Below are 25,986 nucleotides of genomic sequence, written 5' to 3'. Positions count from 1 at the left end.
TAAAACCAATGATTAAATTATTCTTTCATTTTACTCAATTGGTTGTTATTGTTTTTTATCGGATTTCGTGAATCTTCGATTTCTTTGCTTGTCCAAAGAAAACGAAACAAAAGAAAAGACCCTTCTTCGCTAGGTGGTCCCTAAAATCTCTGGATTTTAAGGACCGATGCCATGGCCTAAATTATTTCCAAGGCTTCAATAATTCTTAACGGCCATGCCATCTCCACGACGGAAGAAGAACGACCAAACCATAGACCTTGAGGGCAATGCCAAAGGTTTTTAATAACGGAAAATGACTTATCCCCACATGAAGGTTGACGCAACAAAAGGACTGGCCTATTTTCAATTTACTCAAGTGGTTTTTATAGTTTTTTAATGGTTTTCGTGAATCTTCGATTTCGTATTAAATCAAGTGGTTTTCACATTGGAAGGTGGAAGGCGTCCATAGAGCATTTCACCCAAGTGAAAGCGGCCTGGACGCCGGGGCAGTGGAAAGTGCGTAGATTTAAAGAAATTTAAAATCAGCATGGCCATGGCTACTGCTGGCTCCTACTAACCAAGGTACGGTGTACCTTGGTTATTCGGCCCTGGTCGTTTTTTATTCATCGGCTGGTCTATTGATTTTTAATGGTATTCATGAATGCTGCGCATTTGGGCGATGCAAAAAATGAACAGGACACAAAAATGAGATAGTAGATTATTTCTTTTTCTAATTCACACACAACTTTTGGGATTGATCCTTCAACCATAAACCGTACCTAAAATAAGGGCAGCTGTTTTTCTGAATCCAAAGGCACACCCCGACCAATAAATTTTCTTGCTTATTAAGTTCTGTACATGCAAAAAGTAAACTACCTCGGGGCAAGCACGTGAGGCATTCGTAGGAAACGAACTTTAATTTTCGAGGCAAGCCTCTGGGTATTATACCCTTTGGCGGTGCCAATAAACAAAGTAATATTGTTAGGCCCAAAACCGCCGATAGACATATCTGGCCACCACCTTTAGCGTATGGTTAAATATACAAATAGCACGTATGTCGCCAAAAGCAACAATCCGTCCCTCCACCCCAACCTCAGCCCCTTGGGCAAAAACACTAGCGGAAGGATTAAAAAGGATATGCCCAACATCCAAAAAATATCGCTGGTAAGCAAGCCTTGGTCCAACACTTTAATAGGGGTAATCATTGAGGTAATGCCCAAAACAGCCAACAGATTGAAAATATTGGACCCTATTAGATTTCCCAAAGAAATTGCCTTTTCTTTTTTAATTACAGCAATAATAGAAGCCGCCAATTCTGGTATGCTGGTCCCGATAGACACAACGGTTACCGCAATTACACGGTCGCTAACTCCATAAAAGGTAGCAAGCCCCACTGCACCCTCGATCAGCAGTTCAGAACCTCCCCAAAGGGCAAGTCCGCCCAAACCCAAAAACAACATCGTCTTATACAAAGGCAGGGGAACATCATCCTCAGGCAGCTCATCCACAACTGCGGTTTTCTGAAAGCGCAATAGATACACCAAGAAGACAAAGAGTACCACCATCATAATAAAGCCCTCGTATCTTTGCAATTCCCCATCAAAATAAATAAATATGAAAAATAAAAGCGATGCCAACATCATTACCGGCCAATCCGTAGTATAGAAGCTCTTTCTAACCTCTATACTTCCCAGCATGACGGTTATTGCCAACACCAGACCCAAATTGGCAATATTGGAACCAACAACATTCCCCAAGGCCAAATCCGGAAAGCCCTCCAGAGCAGCTTTTATACTTACTATCAATTCCGGGGCGGAGGTTGCAAAGGAAACCACGGTCATACCTATAACGATCTTTGGAATATTTAGTTTTAACGACAAGGCAACTGCCGCCTTTAAAAGCCAATTGCCACCTGCAATCAATAAAACAAGTCCCAGAACAATAAATAGTATATCCAGCATCAAAAAAATTTTCAACAAATATAATCAAGAATCCGACCTTTTCCCTGCCGAATCTACCTTTCAAAAAAAACTATGGAATTAAAAAAAATGGCCCCTCAGTTAAGGTCGATTTTAAATGAAAGTCACAAAAAATGGACTTTTTCAAATCAAATCCCCCTTGTGTTCTGAAATTCTCCCAAAAACACCTATTATTTAATGACAGTTTAATATCATTAATTATTTTTTTAATTACATAATGAAACAACTTTCAAGACAACAATTGAAAATATATAATGCGAATGATTAATATAGTTACAACATTGTATTCAATTATATTGAATCCATCATCAAATTTTGGAAATCTGCTTAGGTTATGTATATCTTAAATGGATAATCGATTATTTTACTATTCATTAACTATTAAAACCTGAATTATGATTACACTGACTAAAATTTTATTGATTTTGATTATCTCATTGTTTTTTAAGAAATAAAAACAACAACATATAGGCCTATATTTAAAATTAAGGTCTCCCAATATCAATTGAAGGGACCTTCTTTCCCCTCCTCATTATTTAAGATTTAACTACCTAATTGGCATTGATAAGGGTACATACACCCAGCCCATAAAACACCTTCCAGGGAAATTGCATAAGTTGGAGTGGCAATATTGCAAAAATAGAATCGTGGAATAATGGCGTTTATTATTAAATTGTATCTTTGCGCGCATGAATTTAGAGATTACGAAGGCAATTAGGGGCTTATTGGACGAACCCCAGAAAATTGTGATAATACCGCACAAAAATCCGGACGGAGATGCCATTGGTTCTACTTTGGGATTATGGCACTATCTCAAGGGCAAAGGTCAGGATGCTACCATCATTGTTCCCAATGATTTTCCAAAATTCTTAAAATGGATGCCGGGAAACGAACAAATAGTAAATTTTGAAAGGGAATCCTCAGCAGCAAAAACTCTAATCAATAGTGCTAGCGTAATATTTACTTTAGATTTCAACCACTTGGGAAGGATTGGACAACTACAACCCTTACTGGAAAATTCATCGGCCCTATTTGTGATGATAGATCATCATCAGGAGCCAGCTAATTATGCAAAAATTACCTATTCCGATGTAAGCATGAGTTCTACTTGCGAAATGGTTTACAACCTTATCGAAGGACTAAACGATGTGGAAAGCATCACCCCGGACCTGGCAATTTCTTTATACACCGGTATTATGACCGATACAGGGTCTTTTAAATATTCGTCCACCACCAGTAGGACACACGCAGTGGTTGCCAAATTAATAGAGAAAGGCGCCAAGAATACGGAAGCACATAACAAGGTTTATGATACCAATACACCTAGTAGATTGCATCTTTTAGGTTGTGCTTTAAAAAACATGGTCATCCTAGAGGAATTTAAGACGGCATTTATCACCTTGTCGCAAGACGAACTGGATACCTACAATTACAAGAAGGGGGATACGGAAGGATTCGTGAATTACGGTTTAACCTTGGAGGGAATTGTTTTTGCGGTTATTTTCATTGAAAACCGTGAGGAAGGAATTATCAAAATATCTTTTAGGTCTGAAGGTGATTTTTCTGTAAATGAATTTGCCAGGGCTAATTTTAACGGAGGCGGACATACCAATGCCGCGGGGGGGCGAAGTGATGTTTCCATGGAAGAAACCATTAACCATTTTAAGTCACTACTGCCCCAATATAAAGAGGAATTAAACGCATGAAACACCTACTATCCCTTTTGCTTGTTATCGCCTTCTCCAGCTGCAAAGGACCGGAGCCACGCAAGCCTGTTAAAGTTAAATCAGGAAGTATATTACAAAAATCCGTAGAACGCAACAAGGACTTATTGGCAAAGGAAGAAGAACAGATTATGGCAATTATTAAAAATGACTCCATGAACACCTATTTCTCCAGCGGAATCGGCTCTTGGTATCATTATATCGCCAAGAACGACCAGGCCGATTATTACCCCAAAACAGATGACCTGGTTACGCTACAATACAATGTCATGACTTTTAACAATGATACCATATATTCCAAAGACGAAATAGGAACCATAACCTATAAGGTAGATAAGCAAGACCTATTCCCTGGCTTGCGCAACAGTATAAAACTTTTAAAAGAGAAGGAAAGTGCAACATTTTTGTTCCCCTCCTCCCTATCCTATGGTTATCATGGGGACAATAATAAGATTGGGGTAAACGTCCCCATTAAATCTACCATTACCATTTTAAATATAGACAAACAAAAAGAGAACAATTAAAATTAATTACAATGAAGAAAATTTATTTATTATTGGCAGTAGTATCCATGGCATTTTCCAGCTGCAAGTCCAGTAAGCATGCTGACCTGGGAGACGGAATTTTTGCGGATATTAATACCACCAAAGGTGAAATCCTCCTTAAATTGGAGTATCAAAAGACCCCTTTGACAGTTGCCAATTTTATATCCCTGGCCGAAGGAAACAACCCATTTGTTACAGACAGCTTAAAGGGCAAAAAATATTATGACGGTATCATCTTTCACAGAATCATAAAGGACTTTATGATTCAAGGCGGGGATCCTACCGGAACGGGTATGGGAAATCCTGGATATAAATTTAAGGATGAATTTAACGATTCCCTTACCCATAATAAGGCCGGTATCCTATCTATGGCCAATTCGGGACCTACTACCAACGGGAGCCAGTTTTTCATTACCCACAAGGAAACTCCTTTTTTAAATGGTAGGCACACTGTGTTTGGTGAAGTTGTTAAAGGAATGGATATTGTTGATTCCATTGCCAATGTTAAAACTGCAGAAGGCGACAGACCTGTTACGGATGTAGTTATGAACACCGTTGAAATTATCAGAAACGGTAAGGAAGCCAAAAAATTTGATGCGGTGAAGGTAATGAGCGACTACTTTGCCGAGGCAGAGGAAAAAGTCAAGGCGATGGAGAAAATGAAAAGCGATTTCGTTGCCCAAATTGCCACAGAGGAAAGCAAAGCAGAAGAACTACCATCCGGGCTTAAAATATTGACCCTAACTGAGGGCAATGGAGAAAAACCCAAAGTGGGGCAAAAGGTAAATGTACTATATGCAGGGTATCTATCGGACGGATCACTATTTGACAGTAATTATGAAGAGGTAGCTAAAAAATATGACGTTTATCAGGAGGCCAGAAAACAAGGTCGCGGTTACGAAGCCATTCCAATGGACTACAGCCCGGAAGCAAGGATAATCCCAGGATTTAAGGAAGGCCTTATGCAGATGAAGGTCGGGGATAAGGTTCGTTTGTTCATACCTTCCCATTTGGGTTATGGTGAAGCCGGATACGGCCCTATTCCACCAAATGCCAAATTGGTTTTTGATCTGGAAATTACTGGAATAGCCCAATAATTATATTCCAAAAGATAAAAAATCCTTGTTGACCTCTCTATAGGGGATCAACAAGGATTTTTTTTGACCTATTTGATTATAGCGGTGCATTTCAGTACCACAAAACATCAGCAGCAAAAAAGACGGACCTTTCAACCAAATCCATGTAAGGAATCTATTTCCAGTTTTGTGATTTGAGTTTTAGGGTAGCCTTTAATATATCTTTCTGGGAAATTTGCCCCACTAACTTTCCATTCTCCACTATTGGAAAACGTCTGCGTTTTTCATTCAAAAACTTATTGGCCGCATCAAAAATATTCATATTGCCATCTATGGTTTCCACATTTTTTATCATGTGCCCTTCCACTGTCATATTGGAGCTTGGCAGATTATGATATCTGTTTTCACTAATGTGCTTGATACAATCGCCTTCCGAAATAATGCCTATCAATTCATTCTGATCGTTTACTACCGGTCCACCTGAAATTTTATACTTCAAAAGGGCCACGATTACTTCTTCAACAGATTGCCCAGGTTTAAAAGTAATCAGTTTTCTGGTCATATAATCACAAACCCGAAGCGGTGCTTCCTCACTGGGTTGCTGTACTCTAGGCCCCTGAAAACTTTTGATTCCCATAGCTTGTTTTTTTGTTGATTCTCTTAAATATAAGAAAATTAACCGTAACAACCTATTAAAAACAACTCTCTTCCAACCCTGAAAAGGTACGTATTAGGCTTACACCCCAGATTAAACAACACCCTACAATATAAAGAGTTCCAGGTTTAAATCTTTTTATTGGGAATTTCAGAGAGTATTGCCAAAATAAACTTCCAAAATTTTTGTACCGAAGATATGCTGGCACGTTCATCGGGAGAATGGGCTCCTTTTATAGTGGGCCCAAAACTGATCATATCTACCTCCGGATAATTCTTTCCCAAAATCCCACATTCCAAACCTGCATGACAGGCCACTACCCTAGGCGCCTCATTAAAAAGCACCCTATATTTTGTACGCAATAGATCTAGGATAGCCGAATCAGGATTGGGATTCCATCCAGGATAGTCACCGCTTAAAGTTACCTTATACCCGGACTTCTCAAAATTACCTTTTAGACCCCTGGCCAATTCCATTTTACCGGCCTCTACGGAGGACCTGGTTAGGCATGCAATGTTTATTTTACCACCTCGCACCTCTACTCTAGCGATATTATTGGATGTTTCCACCAAATCCTTCATGGATTTGCTCATGGCGTAGACCCCATTTAGAGCTCCTTTAATAGCTTCCGTCAATGCCAGCTGATCATTGGACTCCATAACCATTTTTGGAAGATGAGCAGGCTCACAAACAATCTTTAAATTAGGCTCGGTTGTTGCAAATTCCTGCCTCAAATTATTGACCCAGTCTTTAAACAACCTGTCCAATCCATCTGAGTCTTTTGCTTTTATGGCCACAAAGGCGGTACTTTCCCTTGGGATTGCATTGCGCAAACCTCCACCGTCAATTTTGGAAACTTTTAAACCGAGCTGCTCCTGCCCCAACATCAAGAAAGAATTCATAATCTTATTGGCATTACCCAGTCCTTTATCGATATCCATTCCACTATGCCCCCCATTAAGTCCTTTTACCACTATTTTGTAGGCCTGGAAACCATCGCCAAGGGGAACTTCCGTATAATTTCCTTTGGCGGTAATATCTACACCTCCAGCACAGCCAATGTCAATTTCATCATCATCTTCCGTATCCAGGTTCAACAAAAACCCACCTTTCAACAATCCCCCTTTTAGTCCCTTTGCCCCGGTCATTCCCGTTTCTTCATCAATTGTGAATAAGGCTTCCAAAGGTGGGTGGGAAATATCCTTGCTCTCCAATAAAGCCATAATGGTGGCCACCCCTAGGCCATTATCGGCCCCCAAGGTGGTACCCTTGGCCCTTACCCAATCCCCATCTACATACATCTCTATACCCTGGGTTTGGAAATCGAAATCCGTATCGGCATTTTTTTGATGTACCATATCCAAATGCGATTGTAGAATTACCGTCGTCCTATCTTCCATACCCACCGATGCCGGCTTCCTGATGATCACATTCCCGACAGCATCCTTGATGGCCTCAAGACCAAGGGACTTTCCAAATTCCATCATAAATTCTATTACGCGTTCCTCATGTTTGGATGGTCTAGGAACAGCATTTAGATCTGCAAATTTATTCCAGATACTTTTTGGTTCTAAAAGTCTTATCTCCTTATTCATAAATTAATGATTATGAGTCCAAAAATACAGATAGAAAAACAACCATGCTAGATAATTGGCTATTTTTGGCTTGATGAAAAATAAAATCAAAAATCTTACCGCCTTTTTATTGGTACCACAAGTAATCCTGGTAAAATGGCTGGGGCAATACCCTGAAGTTATAGAAACTTATTACAGTACAGGGATATATCCTTTTCTATCCAGATTTTGGCGGACTTTTCTGGGATGGGTTCCTTTTTCGGTAGGGGATATACTGTACGCGCTTCTAATCATCTTGGGAGCTAGGTATATCATTGTGAACAGAATGTCCATCAAAAAAAACCTAGTAGGGTTTATTCGGGACATTGCTATGGTCTTATCCGTTGCATATTTTACTTTTCATCTTTTATGGGGATTAAATTACTATAGACAACCCCTTTCAAAATCCTTGGAACTGGGAGACAAACACAGCCAGCATGACTTGGTAAATTTTGTGGACCAACTTGTGTTGAGAACCAATGAAACCCAATTCAGGATAACCTCCGATACCAGTAAAATGGTTCAGATTCCCTATACCAAGAAACAAATTATGGACCTTACCCTAGAAGGTTACGAAACCCTAAAAATTAAAATCCCTCTTTTCACCTACCAGCACCCAAGCTTAAAAAAATCCATTTTCAGCACCCCTTTGAGCTATATGGGTTATGGCGGCTATTTAAATCCGTTCACCAATGAAGCACAAGCCAATAGTGCACTACCAAATTTTAGATTTCCCGTTATATGTGGCCATGAAATAGGCCATCAATTAGGGTTTTCCGCAGAAAATGAAACCAATTTTATTGGTTATTTGGCAACTGTTGGCAATGAGGATATTTATTTTAAATATTCGGCATACGCCTATGCCCTGAGCTATTGTCTGAATGAACTCGCAAATAGGGACTTAGAGGAATTTAAGCGCCAATACAACAAACTGAATCCCGGTGTGAAAAAAAATTACAAAGAAGTGGCCGAATTTTGGGAAGCGCATGAAAATCCTTTGGAGCCCGTTTTTAAATCTATATTCAATACTTTTCTAAAGGCCAACAATCAGAAAGACGGTATTAAAAGTTACAATGCCGTTGTGACCTTATTGATCAATTATTACCGCAACAACCCGATCTAGGGGATATGTACGTTACAACGTTTAGGAGTCCCATAACTGTGCAGCAGCTTGTGGACAATGGAATAATGGATCTTCAATCAAAAATCCAAGACTGACTTAAATGATATAAAAAGTTTAAAACAACATTGATATTCCTATGGGATACTTTATTTTTAAACCCGTTTAACAAAGAATACTATTAAATATGAGAATACCATTTTATGTGCTTGTTACACTTTTTTACGGGTTGTCGCTTTCTGCCCAGGACTACTTTCCCATAAATGACGGTGTAAAAGCGGAAAACAACAATTTTACCGCATTCATAAATGCCAAGATCCATATAACACCAACCAAGGTATTGGAAAAAGGGACATTGCTTATTCAAAAAGGAAAAGTAATAGAGACAGGGAAGAACGTACAACTTCCCAAAAATACAGTACTGATAGATCTAAATGGAAAATCCATATATCCTTCATTTATTGATATTTATTCCGATTTTGGAGTAGCGAAACCCAAACCAGCGACCTCCGGAGGACGTTCGGCACAATATGGCCCCTCAAGGGAAGGGTATTACTGGAACGACCATATAATGCCGGAAAACGATGCAATTTCCAAATTTAACTACGACCGTAAAAAAGCGAAGGAATTGCGGGAAGCCGGTTTTGGGGTTGTAAACACACATATACAGGACGGAATTGCGCGGGGCAACGGCGCCTTAATATCATTGAACGACATCGGCAGTGATTCGGATAGGGTTTTGGCCGATAAATCGGCTCAATACTTTTCATTGACCAAAAGTGTGGCCAAACGGCAAGCTTATCCCACTTCGCTAATGGGTGCCCTGGCCCTGTTAAGGCAAATGTACTTTGATGCCGATTGGTACGCCCAAGGTAACGTAACCACCAAGGATCTTTCCTTAGAAGCTCTGAACACCAACAAAAGTTTAGTTCAAATAATTGAGGCCAAGGACAAAGACAACATATTAAGGGTGGATAAGATCGGAGATATGTTCAACATCAATTATACCATATTGGCAGGTGGGAATGAATTTGAAAGTGTCGCCGAAATAAAGGCCACCAACGCCAACTTGATAGTTCCTATCAACTTCCCGGACCCCTATGATGTTTCCGACCCCTATTTGGCGAATCATGTAAGCCTGGAAGATATGCGTTATTGGAACCAGGCACCCACAAACCCTAAAGTCCTTGCAGAAAACAACATTACTTTTGGCCTTACACTTCACGGTCAAAAATCCACGTCCGCTTTTAGAAAAAATTTATTAAAGGCTATAGCATATGGCTTGTCAAAAACAGAAGCTTTGGAGGCGCTTACTACGGCCCCTGCACAGATCTTGGGCAAATCCAACCTAATCGGTTCCTTACAAAGTGGAAGTCAAGCCAATTTTTTAATTACCTCGGGGGATATTTTCGAGGAGGAAACCGTACTCTATGAAAATTGGGTCCAAGGCCAGAAGCATATTATCAAGGACAAGGAACTCATAGATATTCGTGGAAACTACAATTTAGCGGCCGGGGAAAAGGTGTATCAATTGTCAATTACCGGGGATTTTGACCAACCCAAGGCCGAGGTGAAGGAAGGAGAGGACAAATTGACTTCGAAAATTGAATATGACGATAATTGGCTTTCAATTTCCTTCAATTCCAAAAGTGGTGACCAAGTATTTAGATTATCGGGAATGGCAACTTCCAGTTCCGACATTCTTAAAGGCAAACTTTTACTCCCCAATGGCACCGAAACCACCTTTAAAGCCACGAAAACCTCGGCATATGCGGAAAAGGAAAAAGATAAATCCTCGGAAAAACCGAAAGTAGTGCCTATAACTTTCCCCAATATTGGTTATGGCTATTCTCAGAAACCCAAACAAGAATCCGTACTGTTTAAAAATGCTACGGTTTGGACCAGTGAGGATGAAGGAATCTTGGAACACACAGACGTACTTGTTAAGAACGGTAAAATTGCCAAAATCGGTGTCGACCTCAAACCAAGTGGGGCAACGATAGTGGACGCCACAGGGAAGCACTTAACGGCAGGTATTATTGATGAACATACACATATTGCCGCCTTATCCATTAATGAATCCGGTCAAAACTCCTCTGCAGAGGTAAAAATGGAGGATGTGGTAGATCCGAAGCACATTGGCATTTATCGGGATTTGGCTGGTGGCGTAACCTCTGCCCAACTACTGCACGGTTCTGCCAATCCTATTGGTGGACGATCCGCTATTTTAAAGTTAAAATGGGGCGCCAATGCGGATGGGATGATCTACGACAACTCCCCTAAATTTATAAAATTTGCCTTGGGTGAGAATGTAAAGCAATCCAACTGGAACAGTTATAGCAGGTTTCCACAGACTAGGATGGGTGTGGAACAAACATTTATAAATTATTTCCAGAGGGCCAAAGCATATGACATCAAGAAAAAGAGCGGACAGCCTTACAGGTTTGATGAAGAGATGGAAACCTTGGCTGAAATAATTAACGGGGAACGATTTATAAGCTGTCATTCCTATGTACAGAGCGAAATTAATATGCTGATGAAAGTTGCAGAGAAATTCAACTTCAAAATAAATACGTTTACCCACATATTGGAAGGTTATAAAGTAGCCGATAAAATGGCCGAACACGGTGTGGGGGCATCGACCTTCAGTGATTGGTGGGCTTATAAATTTGAAGTAAACGATGCTATCCCCTACAATGCAGCTATCATGCAAAGTCAGGGTATTACCGTTGCCATAAACAGTGATGACGCAGAAATGTCCAGGCGATTAAATCAAGAGGCTGCCAAAACTGTCAAATATGGCGGGATGACCGAATTGGAGGCATGGAAAATGGTCACGATCAATCCTGCCAAACTCTTGCATATAGATGATAGGGTGGGCAGTATCAAAGAAGGAAAAGATGCGGATCTGGTGCTTTGGAACAACAATCCTTTGTCCGTTTATGCCAAGGTGGAAAAAACCATGATTGAGGGGGCTGTATATTTCGATCTGGAAAAAGACCAACAACAAAGGGAAGCCATAAAAAGAGAAAAGTCCTTATTGATCAACCTTATGCTCAAAGAGAAGGACAAAGGCGGCCCTACCCAGGAACCGAAGAAAAAAATCCAAGAAGAATTGCACTGTGATAGCCTTTAAAACCAAGATTAAGATGAAAATTTTTAGAATCACCATAGCACTTGTCCTGTTATCTGCAACGATTAAAGGAACCGCACAACAAACTCCTGCCGGGGTACAGAAAGAGGCCTTTAGCATTGAAGGTGCTGTAGCCCATTTGGGAAATGGCGAAGTAATAGAGAACTCCCTTATCATGTTCGAAGGTGGGAAAATTTCTTTTGTAGGCGATGCCAAAACCAGAATTGCCAGAAAGGGAACAATTATAAAAGCAGACGGAAAACATCTTTACCCTGGCTTCATTGTAACATGTGCCTCCTTGGGACTGATAGAGGTAGATGCTGTTAGGGCCTCCAACGACAAGGATGAAATTGGGGAATTAATACCCCATGTAAGAAGCCTAATCGCCTATAACGCCGAGTCCAAAGTTGTGGAAAGTATGCGACCCAATGGGGTGCTTTTGGGACAAATATCCCCTAAAGGCGGTACCATTTCCGGAACCTCTTCCGTTATGCAATTCGATGCATGGAATTGGGAAGATGCCGTTATCAAGGCCGATGACGGAATACATCTAACGTGGCCAAACAGTTTTAAACTAGGTCCATTTTCCCAGGGCCAGGGCCGTAGATACCAACCCAATGAAAATTATGCCAAGGAAAAGGAAAAAATTATAAGCTTTTTAAAAAATGCCCTTGCCTATGGCAAAAGTGCTGTATCCGAAATCAATCCGGCATATGCGGCTACCCAAGGTCTGTTCAACGGAGCTCAAAAGCTTTATGTATATGCCGATGGTGAAAAGGAAATAATGGATGCCATTGTCAAGACCAAAGATTTAGGGGTTAAGAAAGTTGTCCTGGTAGGAGGATATCAAGCCTATAAAATCACCGAGTTCTTAAAAGAACATGATATATCCGTGTTGGTAAGGGCTCCCCACAACCTGCCATCCTCGGACGACGACGACTACGACCTCCCATATAAACTGCCCAAGATATTGTTAGATAGCGGGCTATTGGTTGCTATGCAAAACGCCAGCGCGAAAAATTTTCAAAACCGAAACCTGCCATTTTATGCCGGACAGCTTGTACAACAAGGACTTTCCAAAGAAAAAGCGCTCCAAATGATTACACAGAATCCCGCGAAAATTTTGGGTATAGACCAAGAATACGGAACCTTGGAAGTAGGCAAAAGTGCCACACTGTTTATTTCAGAGGGTGATGCGCTGGATATGCGTACCAACCAATTAAGCAGGGCCTTTATTGACGGAAGGGATATTTCACTGGAAACACACCAAACGGAATTATGGAGAAGATACATGGAAAAATATAACGGAAAATAACCTTAGGCAGACAAAAAAAAGGGGTGAAAACAGTTTGTTTATCACCCCTTTTCCTATTTAATGAGTACTACTCTTGTACTTTTCCTTCTACAAATATTCCGTTTTCAGGTTTTGAGAAGAAACCTACCGGTTTGGCCTGTTCACTATATTCAATTTCTTCATATACCACCGGTTTTTTAGGCTCTTTGATCGTTCGTCCCTCAGAACTGTACCAAGTCAATGCTTTGGGAACCTTAAGGCCATTTACATCCGTCCAATCGTGATAACCAATCCAGCTTACATTATCGGAACGTTCTCCGCTCCTGTAACTGACCGTATAACCAAGCCAAGCCATTTTATACGTTTGGGGGTCATAGTGCAAAAAGTATTCATCTTTGTAGGAGGCCCCGATGCCCGATTTGAAGCTTACGGCAATACCGGGATAATTGACACCTTCATAGACCAAGTCCTCCGTTTCATCGTAAACAATTCCATTATCCCCCAATACAAAAGGCATATTGAAAAAATAAGACCTAAGATTGTGATAAAATACAGGATCCCCCTTAAACGCATTTTCTTCGTTCAACAGCCAAACCTTATCACCATCAAACCCAAGGGAATATTGTGGTGCGTCCACCCTATCCTTTCTGGTCTGAAGATCCATGGTATGCAGCTCCTCCCCTAATTTGAAGGCCAAAGTCCTCTGATTTCTCCAGGCTGCCAGCCCCCCATGGGCCTCAAAGACCTTTATGAGCGATTCTGGATATCTTTCCATGTTAACCTTAACAGCAGTCTTGGGTTCGGCCAATTCCACCTCAACTTCCTTTGTTTTGCTCTCCATCTTACAGGCTAGCGTACTGCCCAATAGCAATAATACAATTACATATCTCATCCTACTTATTTTAGTTGCCCCTTTGGTCGTAAAACCATAATTAAGTTAACATAATATATTATTTTTGCACCAATGAGCTATATAAAAGAGATTAGCAGTATTCACAACCCTTTGGTAAGGAGTACAATATCATTAAAGGAAAAATCCCGTGAACGAAAAAAAAATGGGCTTTTTATTATTGAAGGCATCAAGGAGTTACAGCTGGCAGTGAAGGGACGCTATACCCTAAAAACCATTCTTTTCTATCCAGAGCTCGTTAACCGAAACGCTATTATGGAATTGGTACATGGAATTTCACCTACCCCGGAAATAATTTCCATATCAAAAGATATATTTCAAAAATTGGCTTACAGGGATACTACCGAGGGCATATTGGCCGTAGCAGTAAGCCGGGAGCATACCCTGGAGTCTTTAAAATTTAAAAACGACAATCCCCTTATTTTAGTAGCCGAAGCCCCTGAAAAACCAGGTAATATTGGTGCCCTCTTACGGACAGCCGATGCTGCCGGCCTGGATGCCGTTATTATTGCCAATCCGAAAAGTGACCTGTACAACCCAAATATAATCAGGTCCAGTGTTGGATGTGTATTCACCACCGATATAGCAATGGGATCCACACCCGAAATTATCCAATTCTTAATTGGTCGCAATATTAATATCAACTGTGCAGCCTTAAGTGCCTCCAAGCCATACACGGAAATAGATTTTACCAAGGGCACGGCAATTGTGGTAGGTACAGAGGCTACAGGGCTATCCGAGCAATGGCTGAAGAACGCAACCCAAAATATTATAATTCCCATGCATGGAGAAATAGACTCCATGAACGTCTCCGTATCGGCAGCAATACTTATCTTTGAGGCAATTCGGCAAAGGGGATTTTAAGTAAGAACCTGTATCCGCAATACTGCAACATAAAACAATATAGAAATCCATTAATTTTTTAAATGAACAGTAGCATCCTATTTTATATCATAATAGCCATTTTGTTGATTCAGTTTATCATTGAAACCGTGCTGGAATATTTAAATGCCAAACGCTATACAGATGTTGTCCCTAGCGAATTAAGCGACGTTTTCGACAAGGAGGAATACAGAAAATCTCAAGAGTACAAAAAAACCAACTATCGTTTTGGGATGGTGAGCACTGTCTTCTCACTAAGCCTTACCTTACTATTTTTAATTTTGGGGGGATTTGAATGGATAGACACCATTGCCAGGAGTTACAGTGACAACCCTATTGTGATCGCCCTTATTTTTTTCGGAATAATTATGATAGGCAATGATATTGTTACAACCCCCTTTTCCTATTACCACACATTTGTAATAGAGGAAAAATTCGGTTTCAACAAGAGTACCAAAAAATTATTCTGGACGGATAAATTTAAAGGTTGGATTATGATGATGATTCTTGGAGGTGGAATACTGGCATTGATCATCTGGTTTTTTCAGTGGGCAGGTACCAACTTCTGGGTTTATGCCTGGGCTCTCATAAGCGTTTTTTCGCTTTTCATGAACCTTTTTTACAGTCGACTGATCGTACCCCTTTTCAACAAACAAACGCCTCTGGAAGAAGGCAATTTAAAAAGTAAAATCGAAGCTTACGCCAAAAACGTGGGATTTGAATTAAAAAACATATTTGTGATAGATGGCTCAAAAAGATCGACCAAGGCCAATGCTTATTTTTCTGGATTTGGCAAGGAAAAGAGAATAACCCTATACGATACCTTGATCAACGATCTTGAGGAGGACGAAATTGTAGCGGTGCTGGCACATGAGGTGGGACATTATAAAAGAAAACATATCATTTTTAATTTATCGGCCTCCATTTTGCTAACCGGTCTTACCCTCTTTATTCTATCCATCTTTATAAATAATCCAGAGGTATCTTTGGCTATTGGCGTTTCGCAACCTAGTTTTCACGCAGCGCTTATAGGTTTTGGAATACTATACAGCCCAATATCGGAATTTACAGGATTGATCATGAACGCCATGTCCAGGAAGTTTGAATTTCAGGCAGATGATTTTGCAAAAAAAACCTTCGCCCCCAAACCTCTTATTACCTCCTTGAAAAAATTATCCAAGAACAGCCTAAGTAATCTTACGCCTCATCCCGCTTATGTTTTTGTTCATTATTCACACCCGCCCTTGATGTCTAGAATTCAAAATTTAAAGGCATAATTTTTGTTGTCTACTACCATAGTTTATGCTATTTTTAATTTATGATGACCGAAGCTGCAATAGAGAAAGAAAACAAGGAAATTGCGAAGCAATATAAGGAACTGCTCCGTATAAGCTATCAAAGCCTTACCGATGAGGATAAGAAATTGATACGCTCGGCCTTTGATATTGCCGTAGATGCGCATAAAAATCAAAGAAGAAAATCGGGGGAAGCATACGTTTTCCACCCCATAGCGGTAGCAAAAATCGTGGCTTCCGAAATGGGTCTGGATGCAGTTTCCATTGCATCCGCACTACTTCATGATGTTGTTGAGGACACTGAATACACCCTAGCGGATATTGAACGCTTGTTTGGCGAGACCGTTGCACGGATCGTAGACGGACTCACTAAGATTGCCCACCTGAAAAAGGATATGAACATTTCCCAACAGGCGGAGAATTTTAGAAAAATGCTCCTTACCCTTAATGACGATGTACGGGTTATCATTATAAAGATAGCGGACAGATATCACAATATGCTCACCATGGATTCCATGCCCGAGCACAAACAAGTGAAGATAGCCTCCGAAACCTTGTACATATACGCACCTTTAGCGCATAGAATAGGGCTTTACAATATTAAAACGGAACTGGAAGATCTCAGTCTTAAATATACTGAACCCGATGTTTACGACGACATATTAGGTAAAATTGAAGAGTCCAAAGAGGAACAACAGGCCTATATAGACGCTTTTTCCGGCGTGATAAGCGACTCGTTGGACAAAGAAAATCTCAATTACTACATTAAGGGCCGGATGAAATCCATCTTCTCCATTCGCCGTAAAATGAAGGTACAGAATGTATCCTTCGATGAGATTTATGACAAATTTGCAATTCGGATCATATACAAATCGGACCGGCATAACGAAAAGTTTTTGGCCTGGAAAATTTACTCTATTGTTACAGATCACTTCACCCCCAACCCTGTTCGTTTAAGGGATTGGATTTCATCCCCTAAATCTACAGGTTATGAAGCCCTGCACATCACTGTAATGGGACCAAAGGGCAAATGGGTAGAAGTTCAGATCCGGAGTGAAAGAATGCACGAAATTGCCGAAAAAGGCTATGCCGCGCATTTCAAATACAAGCACGGCAATCAGAAAGAACAGGGCATTGAGGAATGGCTCAACAAACTACAGGAAGCCCTGGAAAATGCAAATACCAATGCGGTCGATTTTGTAGAAGAATTTAAACTAAACCTTTATTCCAAGGAAATTTTTGTATTTACACCCAAAGGAGAACTAAAATCCCTCCCCAAAGGGGCCACGCCTTTAGATTTTGCCTTCAATATACATACTGAAGTGGGTATGCATACCCGTGGGGCCAAAGTAAATGGCAAACTGGTTCCCTTGAATACTACCTTGCAAAGTGGTGACCAGGTAGACATTCTTACCTCCGACACTGCCAGACCCAGTCAAAGTTGGTTGGATTATGCCACAACGGCCAGGGCCAGGTCTAAAATAAAATCCTCCTTAAGGGAAGAAAAGAAATCTACGGCCATGGAGGGCAAGGAAATCCTTAGGCGTAAATTAAAATCCCAGAAAATTAGCCTTAACGAGGATACCATAAACAAGTTGGTGGTATTTTTTAAGCTCAAGACGAGTCTGGACTTGTTCTATAGGGTGGGCATTGGTGCCATTGACAACCAAATGCTAAAAGATTTTGCGGCCTCCTATAGCAATGCTTTTATAACCTTCTTTAAAAATAAGATAAAAAGAACCCCGGTTCCTGAAGATATCCATAAGGAGGAGATTACCTCAAAATATGACACCCTTGTCTTTGGCAAGGAAGAGGACAAGTTGGAGTATAAATTATCCCAATGTTGCAATCCCATACCGGGAGACGAGGTATTCGGATTTATCAGTGTTAACGATGGGATTAAGGTACACAAGAAAAATTGCCCCAATGCCATTTCCCTTCAGTCCAACTACGCCTATAGGATCATATCGGCCAAATGGATCGATTCTTCCCAAGAAGAGTTTACAGTGGAAATAATGCTTACCGGGATAGATAATATAGGGTTGATCAGTGAAATTACCGAGGTAATCTCCGGCAACTTACATGTGAATATGAGGAATATTAATTTCAGTACGGATGGCGGAACGTTCTCGGGAAGAATCACCCTTGTTGTAAAAAACAATGCTATCCTTAAAAAAGTTATAGATAATCTAAAGCGCATTAACGGCATCGATAAAGTATCCAGAATTTAAATTTTAACTGTACATTTGTACCCTAACGCTGGGTAAATGCTATGGGCGAAAACAAGAATCAAGAAATAGTCAAAAATGTCTTCACCACTTTTCTGGAGGAAAATGGTCACAGAAAAACACCTGAGCGCTACGCAATCTTACAGGAGATCTACGATAGTGAAGAACATTTTGATATAGAATCGCTCTATATCACCATGAAAAATAAAAACTATCGGGTAAGTAGGGCCACATTATACAACACAATTGAACTTTTATTGGAGTGTAAGTTGGTCCGTAAGCACCAATTTGGAAAAAATCAGGCCCAATACGAAAAATCTTATTTTGACAGGCAGCACGATCATGTTATCCTTACGGATACGGGTGAGGTTATGGAATTTTGCGATCCACGTATTCAAAGTATAAAAAAGACCATTGAGGAGGTTTTCAACATTAAGATCAATACACACTCGCTCTATTTTTACGGAACACGGAACAAAGAAGAAAACAAGAATAATTAATCCAATTACATATAGAATGGCAGTAGATTTACTACTAGGACTCCAATGGGGAGATGAAGGAAAAGGGAAAATAGTTGATGTTTTAACAAAGAACTATGATATAATTGCACGATTCCAAGGCGGCCCCAATGCAGGCCACACCTTGGAATTTGATGGTATAAAACATGTTTTACATACCATTCCTTCAGGAATATTCCACAAAACCGCGGTGAACATTGTTGGCAACGGGGTGGTTATAGACCCGGTTATCTTTAAAAAAGAATTGGATAATCTTAAAAAGTTCAATCTAGATATTAAATCAAAATTATTTATTTCTAGAAAGGCCCACTTAATTTTGCCCACCCACCGTTTATTGGATGCCGCTTCCGAAACTGCCAAGGGCAAGGCCAAAATTGGATCTACCTTAAAAGGTATTGGACCCACCTATATGGACAAGACCGGAAGGAACGGTATGAGGGTAGGCGATTTGGAATTCTCGGACTGGAAAGAAAAATACAGGATATTGGCCAACAAACATGAGGCCATGATCAGCTTTTACAATGTTGAGATCCAATATGACCTAAAGGAATTGGAGGCAGACTTCTTTCTGGCGGTGGAAGAACTAAAAAAATTAACCTTTATTGATAGTGAAGAGTATATTTTCAACGCTCAACGTGAAGGTAAAAAAATACTGGCGGAAGGAGCACAGGGATCCTTATTGGATATCGATTTCGGAACCTATCCTTTTGTAACCTCGTCCAACACTACAGCAGCGGGGGCATGTACAGGTTTGGGGGTAGCACCCAATAAAATTGGTGCGGTGCTGGGTATTTTCAAAGCGTATACCACCCGTGTGGGCAGTGGCCCGTTCCCTACAGAACTTTTTGATGAGGACGGCGCAACCATGGGTAAGGTTGGCAACGAATTTGGCGCAACCACGGGAAGACCAAGACGTTGCGGATGGTTGGATCTAGTAGCACTCAAATACGCCGTTGAAATCAATGGGGTTACGGAATTGATGATGATGAAAGCAGATGTACTAAGTGGATTTGAAAAACTAAAAGTATGTACTGCCTATAACTATAAAGGGGAACAAATAAAGCACTTACCTTATAGTATAGAACCGGAATACGTGACACCGGTCTACACGGAAATGAAGGGATGGGCAAAGGATTTGACCAAATTGAGCAAGTCCGATGAACTTCCGGACACCTTAATGGATTATATAAAGTTCTTGGAAAAAGAACTGGAAGTCCCCATAAAGATTGTTTCGGTAGGGCCGGATAGGACCCAGACCATATATCGATAAGCAAAAGCCATCTTTTTAAGATGGCTTTTTCGTTATAGGGGTTTTACTAAAACTATCCCAAACTGTATTATCCTCCCCCAAAATATACTATTTTTGACCAAAATTTTAAACATTGCTTAAGTCCGTATTTTTATTATCAACCATTTTAAGTTGTTGGATTGGCTGGGCACAAGAGCCCCAGGAAGAAGTTAAACAAATAAACATTGTTTATGGAGCCAACTTCACCAAAGATGAAGAACAATATCCAGGGGCGGCCATCTTTAGCAAGGATGATCGGCAAGTGCAATTTGAGCACGAAGGAGCAGATCTATGGTGCGATATCGCCATTTATTACCAAAAAGAAAATAGGCTCAAAGCCATTGGGAATATTAAACTGCAGCAAGGGGATTCCGTACAGTTGACCAGTGGCAAAATTGATTATGACGGTAATCTAAACCTTGCCAAGGCATGGGAAAATGTGGTTTTGAACCACACCAGCATGACCCTTACCACTGACACCTTGCGGTTTGATCGTGAAAAACAAGAGGCTTTCTATGAACATAACGGAACCGTGGTTGATTCCTCCAATACCCTTACCAGTAAAATAGGGCGTTATTTTACCCAGCTAAAGAAATCCCAGTTCCTGGAAAGTGTAAACCTTGTAAATCCAGAATTTAAACTGGTTTCCAAACAATTGGATTATTATACCGAGTCTAAAAATGCCTATTTATACGGTCCTTCCACCATCACCGGAGAATCCTATAAAATGTACTGCGAACGTGGATTTTACGATACTAAAATTGAAAACGGATACGGAATTAAAAATACACGTATAGACTACAATAACCGAATTATTACTGGAGACAGCCTATATTTTGACAAAAAGACCGAGTTTGCCTCTGCAACGAACAATATTACTATAAGGGATACCGTAAACGATGGACTGATCAGGGCCCACTATGCAGAAGTATATAAGGCCAAGGATTCCGTTTTTGCCACCAAAAGGGCCGTCTCGATCAATCTAGTAGAACAGGACTCCTTATATATGCACGGCGATACCTTAATGATCACGGGCAAACCGGAACAGCGCATCCTTAGGGCCTTCAGAAATGCAAAATTCTACAAAACCGATTTAAGCGGGAAGTGCGATTCCATCCATTTCAACCAAAAAACCGGTATTACCGAACTAATTACCAATCCTATTATTTGGAACGGGGAGAATCAAATGACCGGAGACAGTATCCACTTGCTATCCAACTTGGAAACCGAAAAATTGGACTCTTTAAAAGTTATAAACAACGCCTTTATAATTTCCTTGGATACAGTGGGCAAAGTAGGCTACAACCAGGCCAAGGGCAAGGACCTATTCGGGAAATTCATAGAAAATAAACTAAGCCTCATTGACCTTGTAAAAAACACCGAGGTTATCTATTATATGTACAATGATGACCAGGAACTTATTGGAATAAACAAGACCATTTGCAGTGCAATTAGAATGACCCTTGCCAATAACGAGATAGAGGATATTACCTTTATTACCAATCCTGATGGCGATATTTTTCCAGAAAAGGAGCTCCCGGAAAACAGTAGGTTGCTGAAAGGGTTTATTTGGCGTGGAAAGGAAAGGATTCTCAGCAAGGACGACATCTTTGACGAGGACGACAACAACATAAAACTGGTTACCATTAAAGGGGTGGACAATCCTATAGATTTGGATGTGGAACCAGAGGAGGCCATAGAGGATCAAAGAAAGCGTGATTCCATAAATTCTTCCAAGCCAATACCTCCCAATCCCTTGTTGAAAATGGAACCGAACAAAAAAATTCAACAGCAAAAAGAGCCCAAACCCAGCGTTCTGGAAGCTAAAACAGATGTGCATTATGAGGAGGGCGCTAAAGAGGACGGTTTGGATTCTGGCTACTATTTAATAGCCAACGTTTTCGAGGCAGCGGAAAATTATGAAACATTCATGAAAAGCCTTACCAAAAAAGGTTTGGAACCCAAACACTTCTTACGAGACTACAATAAATACCACTATGTCTATTTAGAACACTATGATTCCCGGGAAGAAGCTCTCCGATCGCACAATAACAATTTCAATGGGAATTATATAGATGACACCTGGATATTTAGGGTCCTTGACAACTAATACAAATGAAAAAGGATTATTTTAAATACCAGGCACAAACTTCGGCACATCCCTTGGCTTTGGAAATTTCACATGCCAAGGGCAGTTATATTTACGATACCAAAGGTAAGGCACATCTGGATTTTGTTGCTGGAGTTTCCGCTTGTAGTTTGGGACATTGCCATCCAAGAGTGGTGACTGCCATTCAGGAGCAAGCCCAAAAATACATGCACGTTATGGTGTATGGCGAGTACATCCAAGAACCGGCCGTTGCCTATACCAAACTGCTGGCAAACCTACTCCCTGCACCGCTGGAAACCACTTATTTGGTAAATTCCGGAACGGAGGCCATTGAAGGGGCATTAAAATTGGCCAGACGGTTTACAGGAAGAAGTGAAATTTTATCTGCCAAGAATGCTTACCACGGAAATACCATGGGAAGCTTAAGTATTATGGGCTATGAAGAGCGAAAAAGAGCCTTTAGGCCACTTATTCCCGACGTTGGATTCATTCGTTTTAATGTAGAACGTGATGTGTTGTCCATAACCGAAAAAACGGCCGCAGTTGTTTTGGAAACCATCCAGGGAGGAGCTGGTTTTATTCTACCGGAGAATGGGTATTTAAAAAAAGTACGGGAACGCTGCAATGAGGTGGGTGCAATGTTAATATTGGACGAAATCCAGCCTGGATTTGGACGTACCGGAAAATTGTTCGCTTTTGAGCACTATGATTGTGTTCCTGATATTTTGGTACTTGGAAAGGGAATGGCAGGCGGAATGCCGGTAGGTGCATTTGTGGCTTCGCACCATATGATGCAATCGCTCACAGAAAAACCCAAATTGGGCCATATAACGACCTTTGGGGGCAATCCTGTCATTGCTGCGGCCTGCCTAGCCACCTTACAGGAAATAACGGAAAGCAACCTCATTCAGGAAACCTTGGAAAAGGAAGCTCTTTTTAGAAATCTTTTGCAACATACATTGATAAAGGAAATTCGAGGCAAGGGATTAATGTTGGCCCTAATCATGGAAAAACCTGAAACGGCCAATGAGGTTATCCTCAAATGTGCCGAGAAAGGCCTAATATTGTTTTGGCTGCTTTTTGAACCAAATGCCATTCGCATATCACCGCCGTTGACCATTAGCAGTCAAGAAATTAAACTTGGTTGTGGCTTGATTTTAGAGGTGTTGAACGGCCTTAAACAATAAATTGTTAACTAATTTGTTAATATAATAGACCAAATCTGTCGGAAATAAGGGTTTCAAAAGACTACTTTAGTTCCAATGAATAATTAGAAGTTCCTATGGCGTTAGAACCAAACGAGAGACCAGGGCAACCCATTGCTAAGTTTGAATCCATGCTCAAGACAGATGATGTCTACTTCTTTGACGCGGAAGATTTTCAAGATATTATTCACCACTACCTCAATAACGGGAAAATTGCATTGGCCAAAAAAGCGATTAAAATTGGGCTGCAGCAGCATCCTGCCAGTATAGAACTTAAGCTGTTGTCCATAGAAGTCCTTGTTTTTGAAAATAATCTGGAGCTGGCAGAGAAAATGCTGGATGAGCTACAGGTAATAGACAGCAATAATGAGGAAATATACATTCAAAGAGCCAATATTTATTCCAAGAAGGACAATCACGAAGCAGCGGTATCCCTTCTGACCCAGGCCTTAAATTTAACCGATGACAGTTTTGACATCCATTCCTTACTAGGTATGGAATATTTGTTCATGGATAATTTTGAAGATGCCAAACAAAATTTCATGATGTGTGTGTCCTATGATGAGGAGGATTATTCATCACTTTACAATGTTATTTATTGTTTTGAGTTTCTTGAGGATTATGACGGAGCCATCGTATACCTAAATGATTATCTTGAACGAAACCCTTATAGCGAAGTAGCGTGGCACCAATTGGGAAAAATGTATTTTACAAAAAAAATGCACAAGGAGGCCCTGGCCGCTTTCGACTTTGCAATTATTGCCGATGACACTTTTATTGGTGCCTATTTTGAAAAGGGAAAAGTATTGGAAAAAATGGGCAAGTACAATGAGGCCATTGAGAATTATGAGACCACCATTGCCATTGAAGATCCTACCTCGCACGCCTATTTAAGGATAGGCAGATGTCATGAAAAACTCAAGAACTACGAATTGGCCAAATCCTATTATTACAGAACGGTCCATGAAGATCCATTGTTGGATAAAGGGTGGTTGGCAATTACGGAATACTACATTAGACAGGAGGATTATAAAAAAGCCCTATACTACATCAATAAAGCCATAAATATTGATGGGGAAAATTCAAAGTACTGGAAAAAGTGCGGAAAGATACACGCCTCCTTAAAAAATAATGACGAGGCCTATTATGCCTATCAACAGGCAGTAGACTTGGGGAATTATGAATTTGACACTTGGTTTCATTGGGCCGATGTAGCAGTTCAAAACCTAGACGTGCATGCCGCTATAGAAATATTGCTCCAAGGCCATGAATTTTATCCCCAGCGATGTGAAATGCAATATAAAATGGCCGGCTTCTATCTGCTAATAAGCGATTTCCCCAGAGCTCAGTACAGGTTGCTCAACGCCCTTAAAATAGACCTTGACCAGCTACATTTATTTGAAGATGAATTTCCCCAATTCTTCAATACGGATTGGGCCCAAAACTTAATTGAGGATGTGAAAAAAGCTTCCAGATAAATAAACTATTTTTGTTTTTTTATCTTATATGGAAAATCGCAATCTCTTATCTTACATCATTATCTTATTAAAAGGAATGGCCATGGGCGCAGCAGATGTTGTACCCGGTGTTTCTGGAGGCACCATAGCCTTTATTTCCGGAATATACGAAGAGCTCATCACCAGCATTAACAACGTTAATGTAGCCCTGTTGAATACGTTAAGGAAGGAAGGAATAAAAGCCTTTTGGATTAAACTTAACGGCAACTTTCTACTTGCCCTGTTGCTAGGCATCGGTATTAGTGTCCTCTCCTTGGCCAAACTCATTAGTTGGTTAATGGAGAACGAACCCATTCCCCTTTGGTCCTTTTTCTTTGGCTTGGTTGTGGCCAGTATTATGTTGGTAGGCAGGGAAATAAAAAAATGGAATGTGGCTGCAATACTATTATTGATCATGGGAGCCGCCATAGCTTTTTACATAACAAAGTTACCCCCTTCCGACAATTCGGGATCTCTCCCCTACTTGTTCTTGTCCGGGGCACTGGCCATATGTGCAATGATTCTACCAGGTATATCCGGAGCTTTTATCCTAGTACTATTGGGTTCATACAAAACAGTATTGGATGCAGTACATGAACGCGATCTTAAAATTATTGTTACTGTGGGCTTAGGGGCCATTTTTGGACTATTGAGCTTTGCCAAACTTCTAAAATGGATGTTTACCCACTACAAAAATCTTACACTTGCATTGCTTACCGGGTTTATATTGGGTTCCTTGAATAAAATTTGGCCGTGGAAAGAAGTCCTGGAAACCAAAATGTTCGGGGATAAGATAATTACGATTTCAGATAGAAACATTTTGCCCTTCTCCTTTGACGGGGACCCACAATTAATATCTGCGATTATTCTAGCTATCCTTGGTTTTTCCCTTATTTTTATACTGGAAAAATTGGCCGCAAAAAGATAAACCCCCTA

19 protein-coding genes are annotated in these 25,986 nt (G+C 40.5%); 15 read left to right on the top strand and 4 right to left on the bottom strand.

Features of this window, described 5'->3' with window-relative positions; genetic code table 11:
* Positions 1 to 1,001 precede the first annotated feature (1,001 nt).
* Positions 1,002 to 1,940 (bottom strand): calcium/sodium antiporter, encoded by a 939-nt coding sequence (locus C7972_RS21460; protein WP_110358218.1) that lies wholly within the window; start codon positions 1,938 to 1,940, stop codon positions 1,002 to 1,004.
* Positions 1,941 to 2,647: 707 nt separating this feature from the next.
* On the opposite strand from C7972_RS21460, the gene C7972_RS21455 reads away from it, so the two are divergent.
* Genes C7972_RS21455 through C7972_RS21445 form a run of 3 tightly spaced genes read left to right on the top strand, consistent with a single transcriptional unit; the run spans position 2,648 to position 5,324 of the window.
* Positions 2,648 to 3,664 carry a bifunctional oligoribonuclease/PAP phosphatase NrnA gene (locus C7972_RS21455; protein WP_110358217.1) on the top strand — a complete coding sequence of 339 codons (1,017 nt, stop codon included), beginning with the start codon at positions 2,648 to 2,650 and terminating at the stop codon, positions 3,662 to 3,664.
* Complete coding sequence (gene gldI / locus C7972_RS21450; RefSeq protein WP_110358216.1) at positions 3,661 to 4,206, top strand: gliding motility-associated peptidyl-prolyl isomerase GldI; 546 nt, start codon at positions 3,661 to 3,663, stop codon at positions 4,204 to 4,206. Before C7972_RS21455 ends, gldI begins: the two co-directional genes overlap by 4 nt.
* A gap of 11 nt (positions 4,207 to 4,217) precedes the next feature.
* The gene (locus tag C7972_RS21445; RefSeq protein ID WP_110358215.1) at positions 4,218 to 5,324 is read left to right on the top strand and encodes a peptidylprolyl isomerase; all 1,107 of its coding nucleotides are present in this window, start codon (positions 4,218 to 4,220) and stop codon (positions 5,322 to 5,324) included.
* A gap of 154 nt (positions 5,325 to 5,478) precedes the next feature.
* Here C7972_RS21445 and C7972_RS21440 read toward each other — a convergent pair whose 3' ends face one another.
* Both C7972_RS21440 and C7972_RS21435 read right to left on the bottom strand, forming a co-directional pair.
* Positions 5,479 to 5,940 (bottom strand): CBS domain-containing protein, encoded by a 462-nt coding sequence (locus C7972_RS21440; RefSeq protein WP_110358214.1) that lies wholly within the window; start codon positions 5,938 to 5,940, stop codon positions 5,479 to 5,481.
* A 146-nt stretch (positions 5,941 to 6,086) separates the two neighbouring features.
* Positions 6,087 to 7,553, bottom strand: coding sequence for an aminoacyl-histidine dipeptidase (locus C7972_RS21435; protein WP_110358213.1), 1,467 nt, complete (start codon positions 7,551 to 7,553; stop codon positions 6,087 to 6,089).
* 73 nt (positions 7,554 to 7,626) lie between these two features.
* On the opposite strand from C7972_RS21435, the gene C7972_RS21430 reads away from it, so the two are divergent.
* The 3 genes from C7972_RS21430 to C7972_RS21420 all read left to right on the top strand — a co-directional run bounded on the left by C7972_RS21430 (position 7,627) and on the right by C7972_RS21420 (position 13,139).
* Positions 7,627 to 8,694 (top strand): DUF3810 domain-containing protein, encoded by a 1,068-nt coding sequence (locus C7972_RS21430; protein ID WP_110358212.1) that lies wholly within the window; start codon positions 7,627 to 7,629, stop codon positions 8,692 to 8,694.
* Between the two features lie 184 nt (positions 8,695 to 8,878).
* Positions 8,879 to 11,827: an amidohydrolase family protein gene (locus C7972_RS21425; protein ID WP_110358211.1), complete on the top strand. Its 2,949-nt coding sequence runs from the start codon at positions 8,879 to 8,881 to the stop codon at positions 11,825 to 11,827.
* A 13-nt stretch (positions 11,828 to 11,840) separates the two neighbouring features.
* Complete coding sequence (locus C7972_RS21420) at positions 11,841 to 13,139, top strand: amidohydrolase family protein (RefSeq protein WP_110358223.1); 1,299 nt, start codon at positions 11,841 to 11,843, stop codon at positions 13,137 to 13,139.
* A gap of 67 nt (positions 13,140 to 13,206) precedes the next feature.
* On the opposite strand, the gene C7972_RS21415 is transcribed toward C7972_RS21420, so the two are convergent.
* Positions 13,207 to 14,010, bottom strand: coding sequence for a DUF6503 family protein (locus tag C7972_RS21415; protein ID WP_110358210.1), 804 nt, complete (start codon positions 14,008 to 14,010; stop codon positions 13,207 to 13,209).
* Between the two features lie 72 nt (positions 14,011 to 14,082).
* Here C7972_RS21415 and C7972_RS21410 point away from each other — a divergent pair, with 72 nt between their 5' ends.
* From C7972_RS21410 to C7972_RS21370, 9 genes are all read left to right on the top strand, one after another.
* Complete coding sequence (locus C7972_RS21410; protein ID WP_110358209.1) at positions 14,083 to 14,892, top strand: RNA methyltransferase; 810 nt, start codon at positions 14,083 to 14,085, stop codon at positions 14,890 to 14,892.
* 62 nt (positions 14,893 to 14,954) lie between these two features.
* Positions 14,955 to 16,187, top strand: a complete 1,233-nt coding sequence (locus C7972_RS21405; protein WP_110358208.1) for a M48 family metallopeptidase — start codon at positions 14,955 to 14,957, stop codon at positions 16,185 to 16,187.
* Between the two features lie 44 nt (positions 16,188 to 16,231).
* The gene (locus tag C7972_RS21400) at positions 16,232 to 18,436 is read left to right on the top strand and encodes a bifunctional (p)ppGpp synthetase/guanosine-3',5'-bis(diphosphate) 3'-pyrophosphohydrolase (protein ID WP_110358222.1); all 2,205 of its coding nucleotides are present in this window, start codon (positions 16,232 to 16,234) and stop codon (positions 18,434 to 18,436) included.
* Positions 18,437 to 18,477: 41 nt separating this feature from the next.
* Positions 18,478 to 18,933 (top strand): Fur family transcriptional regulator, encoded by a 456-nt coding sequence (locus C7972_RS21395; RefSeq protein WP_110358207.1) that lies wholly within the window; start codon positions 18,478 to 18,480, stop codon positions 18,931 to 18,933.
* 16 nt (positions 18,934 to 18,949) lie between these two features.
* Entirely contained in the window at positions 18,950 to 20,221 is a 1,272-nt protein-coding gene (locus C7972_RS21390) for an adenylosuccinate synthase (RefSeq protein WP_110358206.1), read from the top strand.
* Between the two features lie 112 nt (positions 20,222 to 20,333).
* Complete coding sequence (locus C7972_RS21385) at positions 20,334 to 22,349, top strand: OstA-like protein (RefSeq protein ID WP_110358205.1); 2,016 nt, start codon at positions 20,334 to 20,336, stop codon at positions 22,347 to 22,349.
* Positions 22,350 to 22,354: 5 nt separating this feature from the next.
* Positions 22,355 to 23,536, top strand: a complete 1,182-nt coding sequence (locus C7972_RS21380) for an aspartate aminotransferase family protein (RefSeq protein WP_110358204.1) — start codon at positions 22,355 to 22,357, stop codon at positions 23,534 to 23,536.
* Between the two features lie 95 nt (positions 23,537 to 23,631).
* On the top strand, positions 23,632 to 25,032 hold the full coding sequence (locus tag C7972_RS21375) for a tetratricopeptide repeat protein (RefSeq protein ID WP_110358203.1): 1,401 nt from the start codon (positions 23,632 to 23,634) through the stop codon (positions 25,030 to 25,032).
* Positions 25,033 to 25,060: 28 nt separating this feature from the next.
* Positions 25,061 to 25,978, top strand: coding sequence for a DUF368 domain-containing protein (locus C7972_RS21370; protein WP_110358202.1), 918 nt, complete (start codon positions 25,061 to 25,063; stop codon positions 25,976 to 25,978).
* The last annotated feature ends 8 nt before the right edge of the window (positions 25,979 to 25,986 follow it).

The organism is Arenibacter sp. ARW7G5Y1 (genome assembly GCF_003201775.1).
GTDB lineage: Bacteria > Bacteroidota > Bacteroidia > Flavobacteriales > Flavobacteriaceae > Arenibacter.
Note: the sequence above shows the minus strand (reverse complement) of the source record. Positions and strands in the feature narration are given on the sequence as shown.

What these genes read in the sequence shown, in the direction of transcription:
- C7972_RS21445 (WP_110358215.1), top strand. Translation starts at nt 4,218, where the DNA reads ATGAAGAAAATTTATTTATTATTGGCAGTAGTATCCATGGCATTTTCC.
- C7972_RS21430 (WP_110358212.1), top strand. Translation starts at nt 7,627, where the DNA reads ATGAAAAATAAAATCAAAAATCTTACCGCCTTTTTATTGGTACCACAA.
- C7972_RS21425 (WP_110358211.1), top strand. Translation starts at nt 8,879, where the DNA reads ATGAGAATACCATTTTATGTGCTTGTTACACTTTTTTACGGGTTGTCG.
- C7972_RS21455 (WP_110358217.1), top strand. Translation starts at nt 2,648, where the DNA reads ATGAATTTAGAGATTACGAAGGCAATTAGGGGCTTATTGGACGAACCC.
- C7972_RS21440 (WP_110358214.1), bottom strand. Translation starts at nt 5,940, where the DNA reads ATGGGAATCAAAAGTTTTCAGGGGCCTAGAGTACAGCAACCCAGTGAG.
- C7972_RS21420 (WP_110358223.1), top strand. Translation starts at nt 11,841, where the DNA reads ATGAAAATTTTTAGAATCACCATAGCACTTGTCCTGTTATCTGCAACG.
- C7972_RS21400 (WP_110358222.1), top strand. Translation starts at nt 16,232, where the DNA reads ATGACCGAAGCTGCAATAGAGAAAGAAAACAAGGAAATTGCGAAGCAA.
- C7972_RS21395 (WP_110358207.1), top strand. Translation starts at nt 18,478, where the DNA reads ATGGGCGAAAACAAGAATCAAGAAATAGTCAAAAATGTCTTCACCACT.
- C7972_RS21375 (WP_110358203.1), top strand. Translation starts at nt 23,632, where the DNA reads ATGGCGTTAGAACCAAACGAGAGACCAGGGCAACCCATTGCTAAGTTT.
- C7972_RS21435 (WP_110358213.1), bottom strand. Translation starts at nt 7,553, where the DNA reads ATGAATAAGGAGATAAGACTTTTAGAACCAAAAAGTATCTGGAATAAA.
- C7972_RS21370 (WP_110358202.1), top strand. Translation starts at nt 25,061, where the DNA reads ATGGAAAATCGCAATCTCTTATCTTACATCATTATCTTATTAAAAGGA.
- gldI (WP_110358216.1), top strand. Translation starts at nt 3,661, where the DNA reads ATGAAACACCTACTATCCCTTTTGCTTGTTATCGCCTTCTCCAGCTGC.
- C7972_RS21460 (WP_110358218.1), bottom strand. Translation starts at nt 1,940, where the DNA reads ATGCTGGATATACTATTTATTGTTCTGGGACTTGTTTTATTGATTGCA.
- C7972_RS21390 (WP_110358206.1), top strand. Translation starts at nt 18,950, where the DNA reads ATGGCAGTAGATTTACTACTAGGACTCCAATGGGGAGATGAAGGAAAA.
- C7972_RS21405 (WP_110358208.1), top strand. Translation starts at nt 14,955, where the DNA reads ATGAACAGTAGCATCCTATTTTATATCATAATAGCCATTTTGTTGATT.
- C7972_RS21380 (WP_110358204.1), top strand. Translation starts at nt 22,355, where the DNA reads ATGAAAAAGGATTATTTTAAATACCAGGCACAAACTTCGGCACATCCC.
- C7972_RS21410 (WP_110358209.1), top strand. Translation starts at nt 14,083, where the DNA reads ATGAGCTATATAAAAGAGATTAGCAGTATTCACAACCCTTTGGTAAGG.
- C7972_RS21415 (WP_110358210.1), bottom strand. Translation starts at nt 14,010, where the DNA reads ATGAGATATGTAATTGTATTATTGCTATTGGGCAGTACGCTAGCCTGT.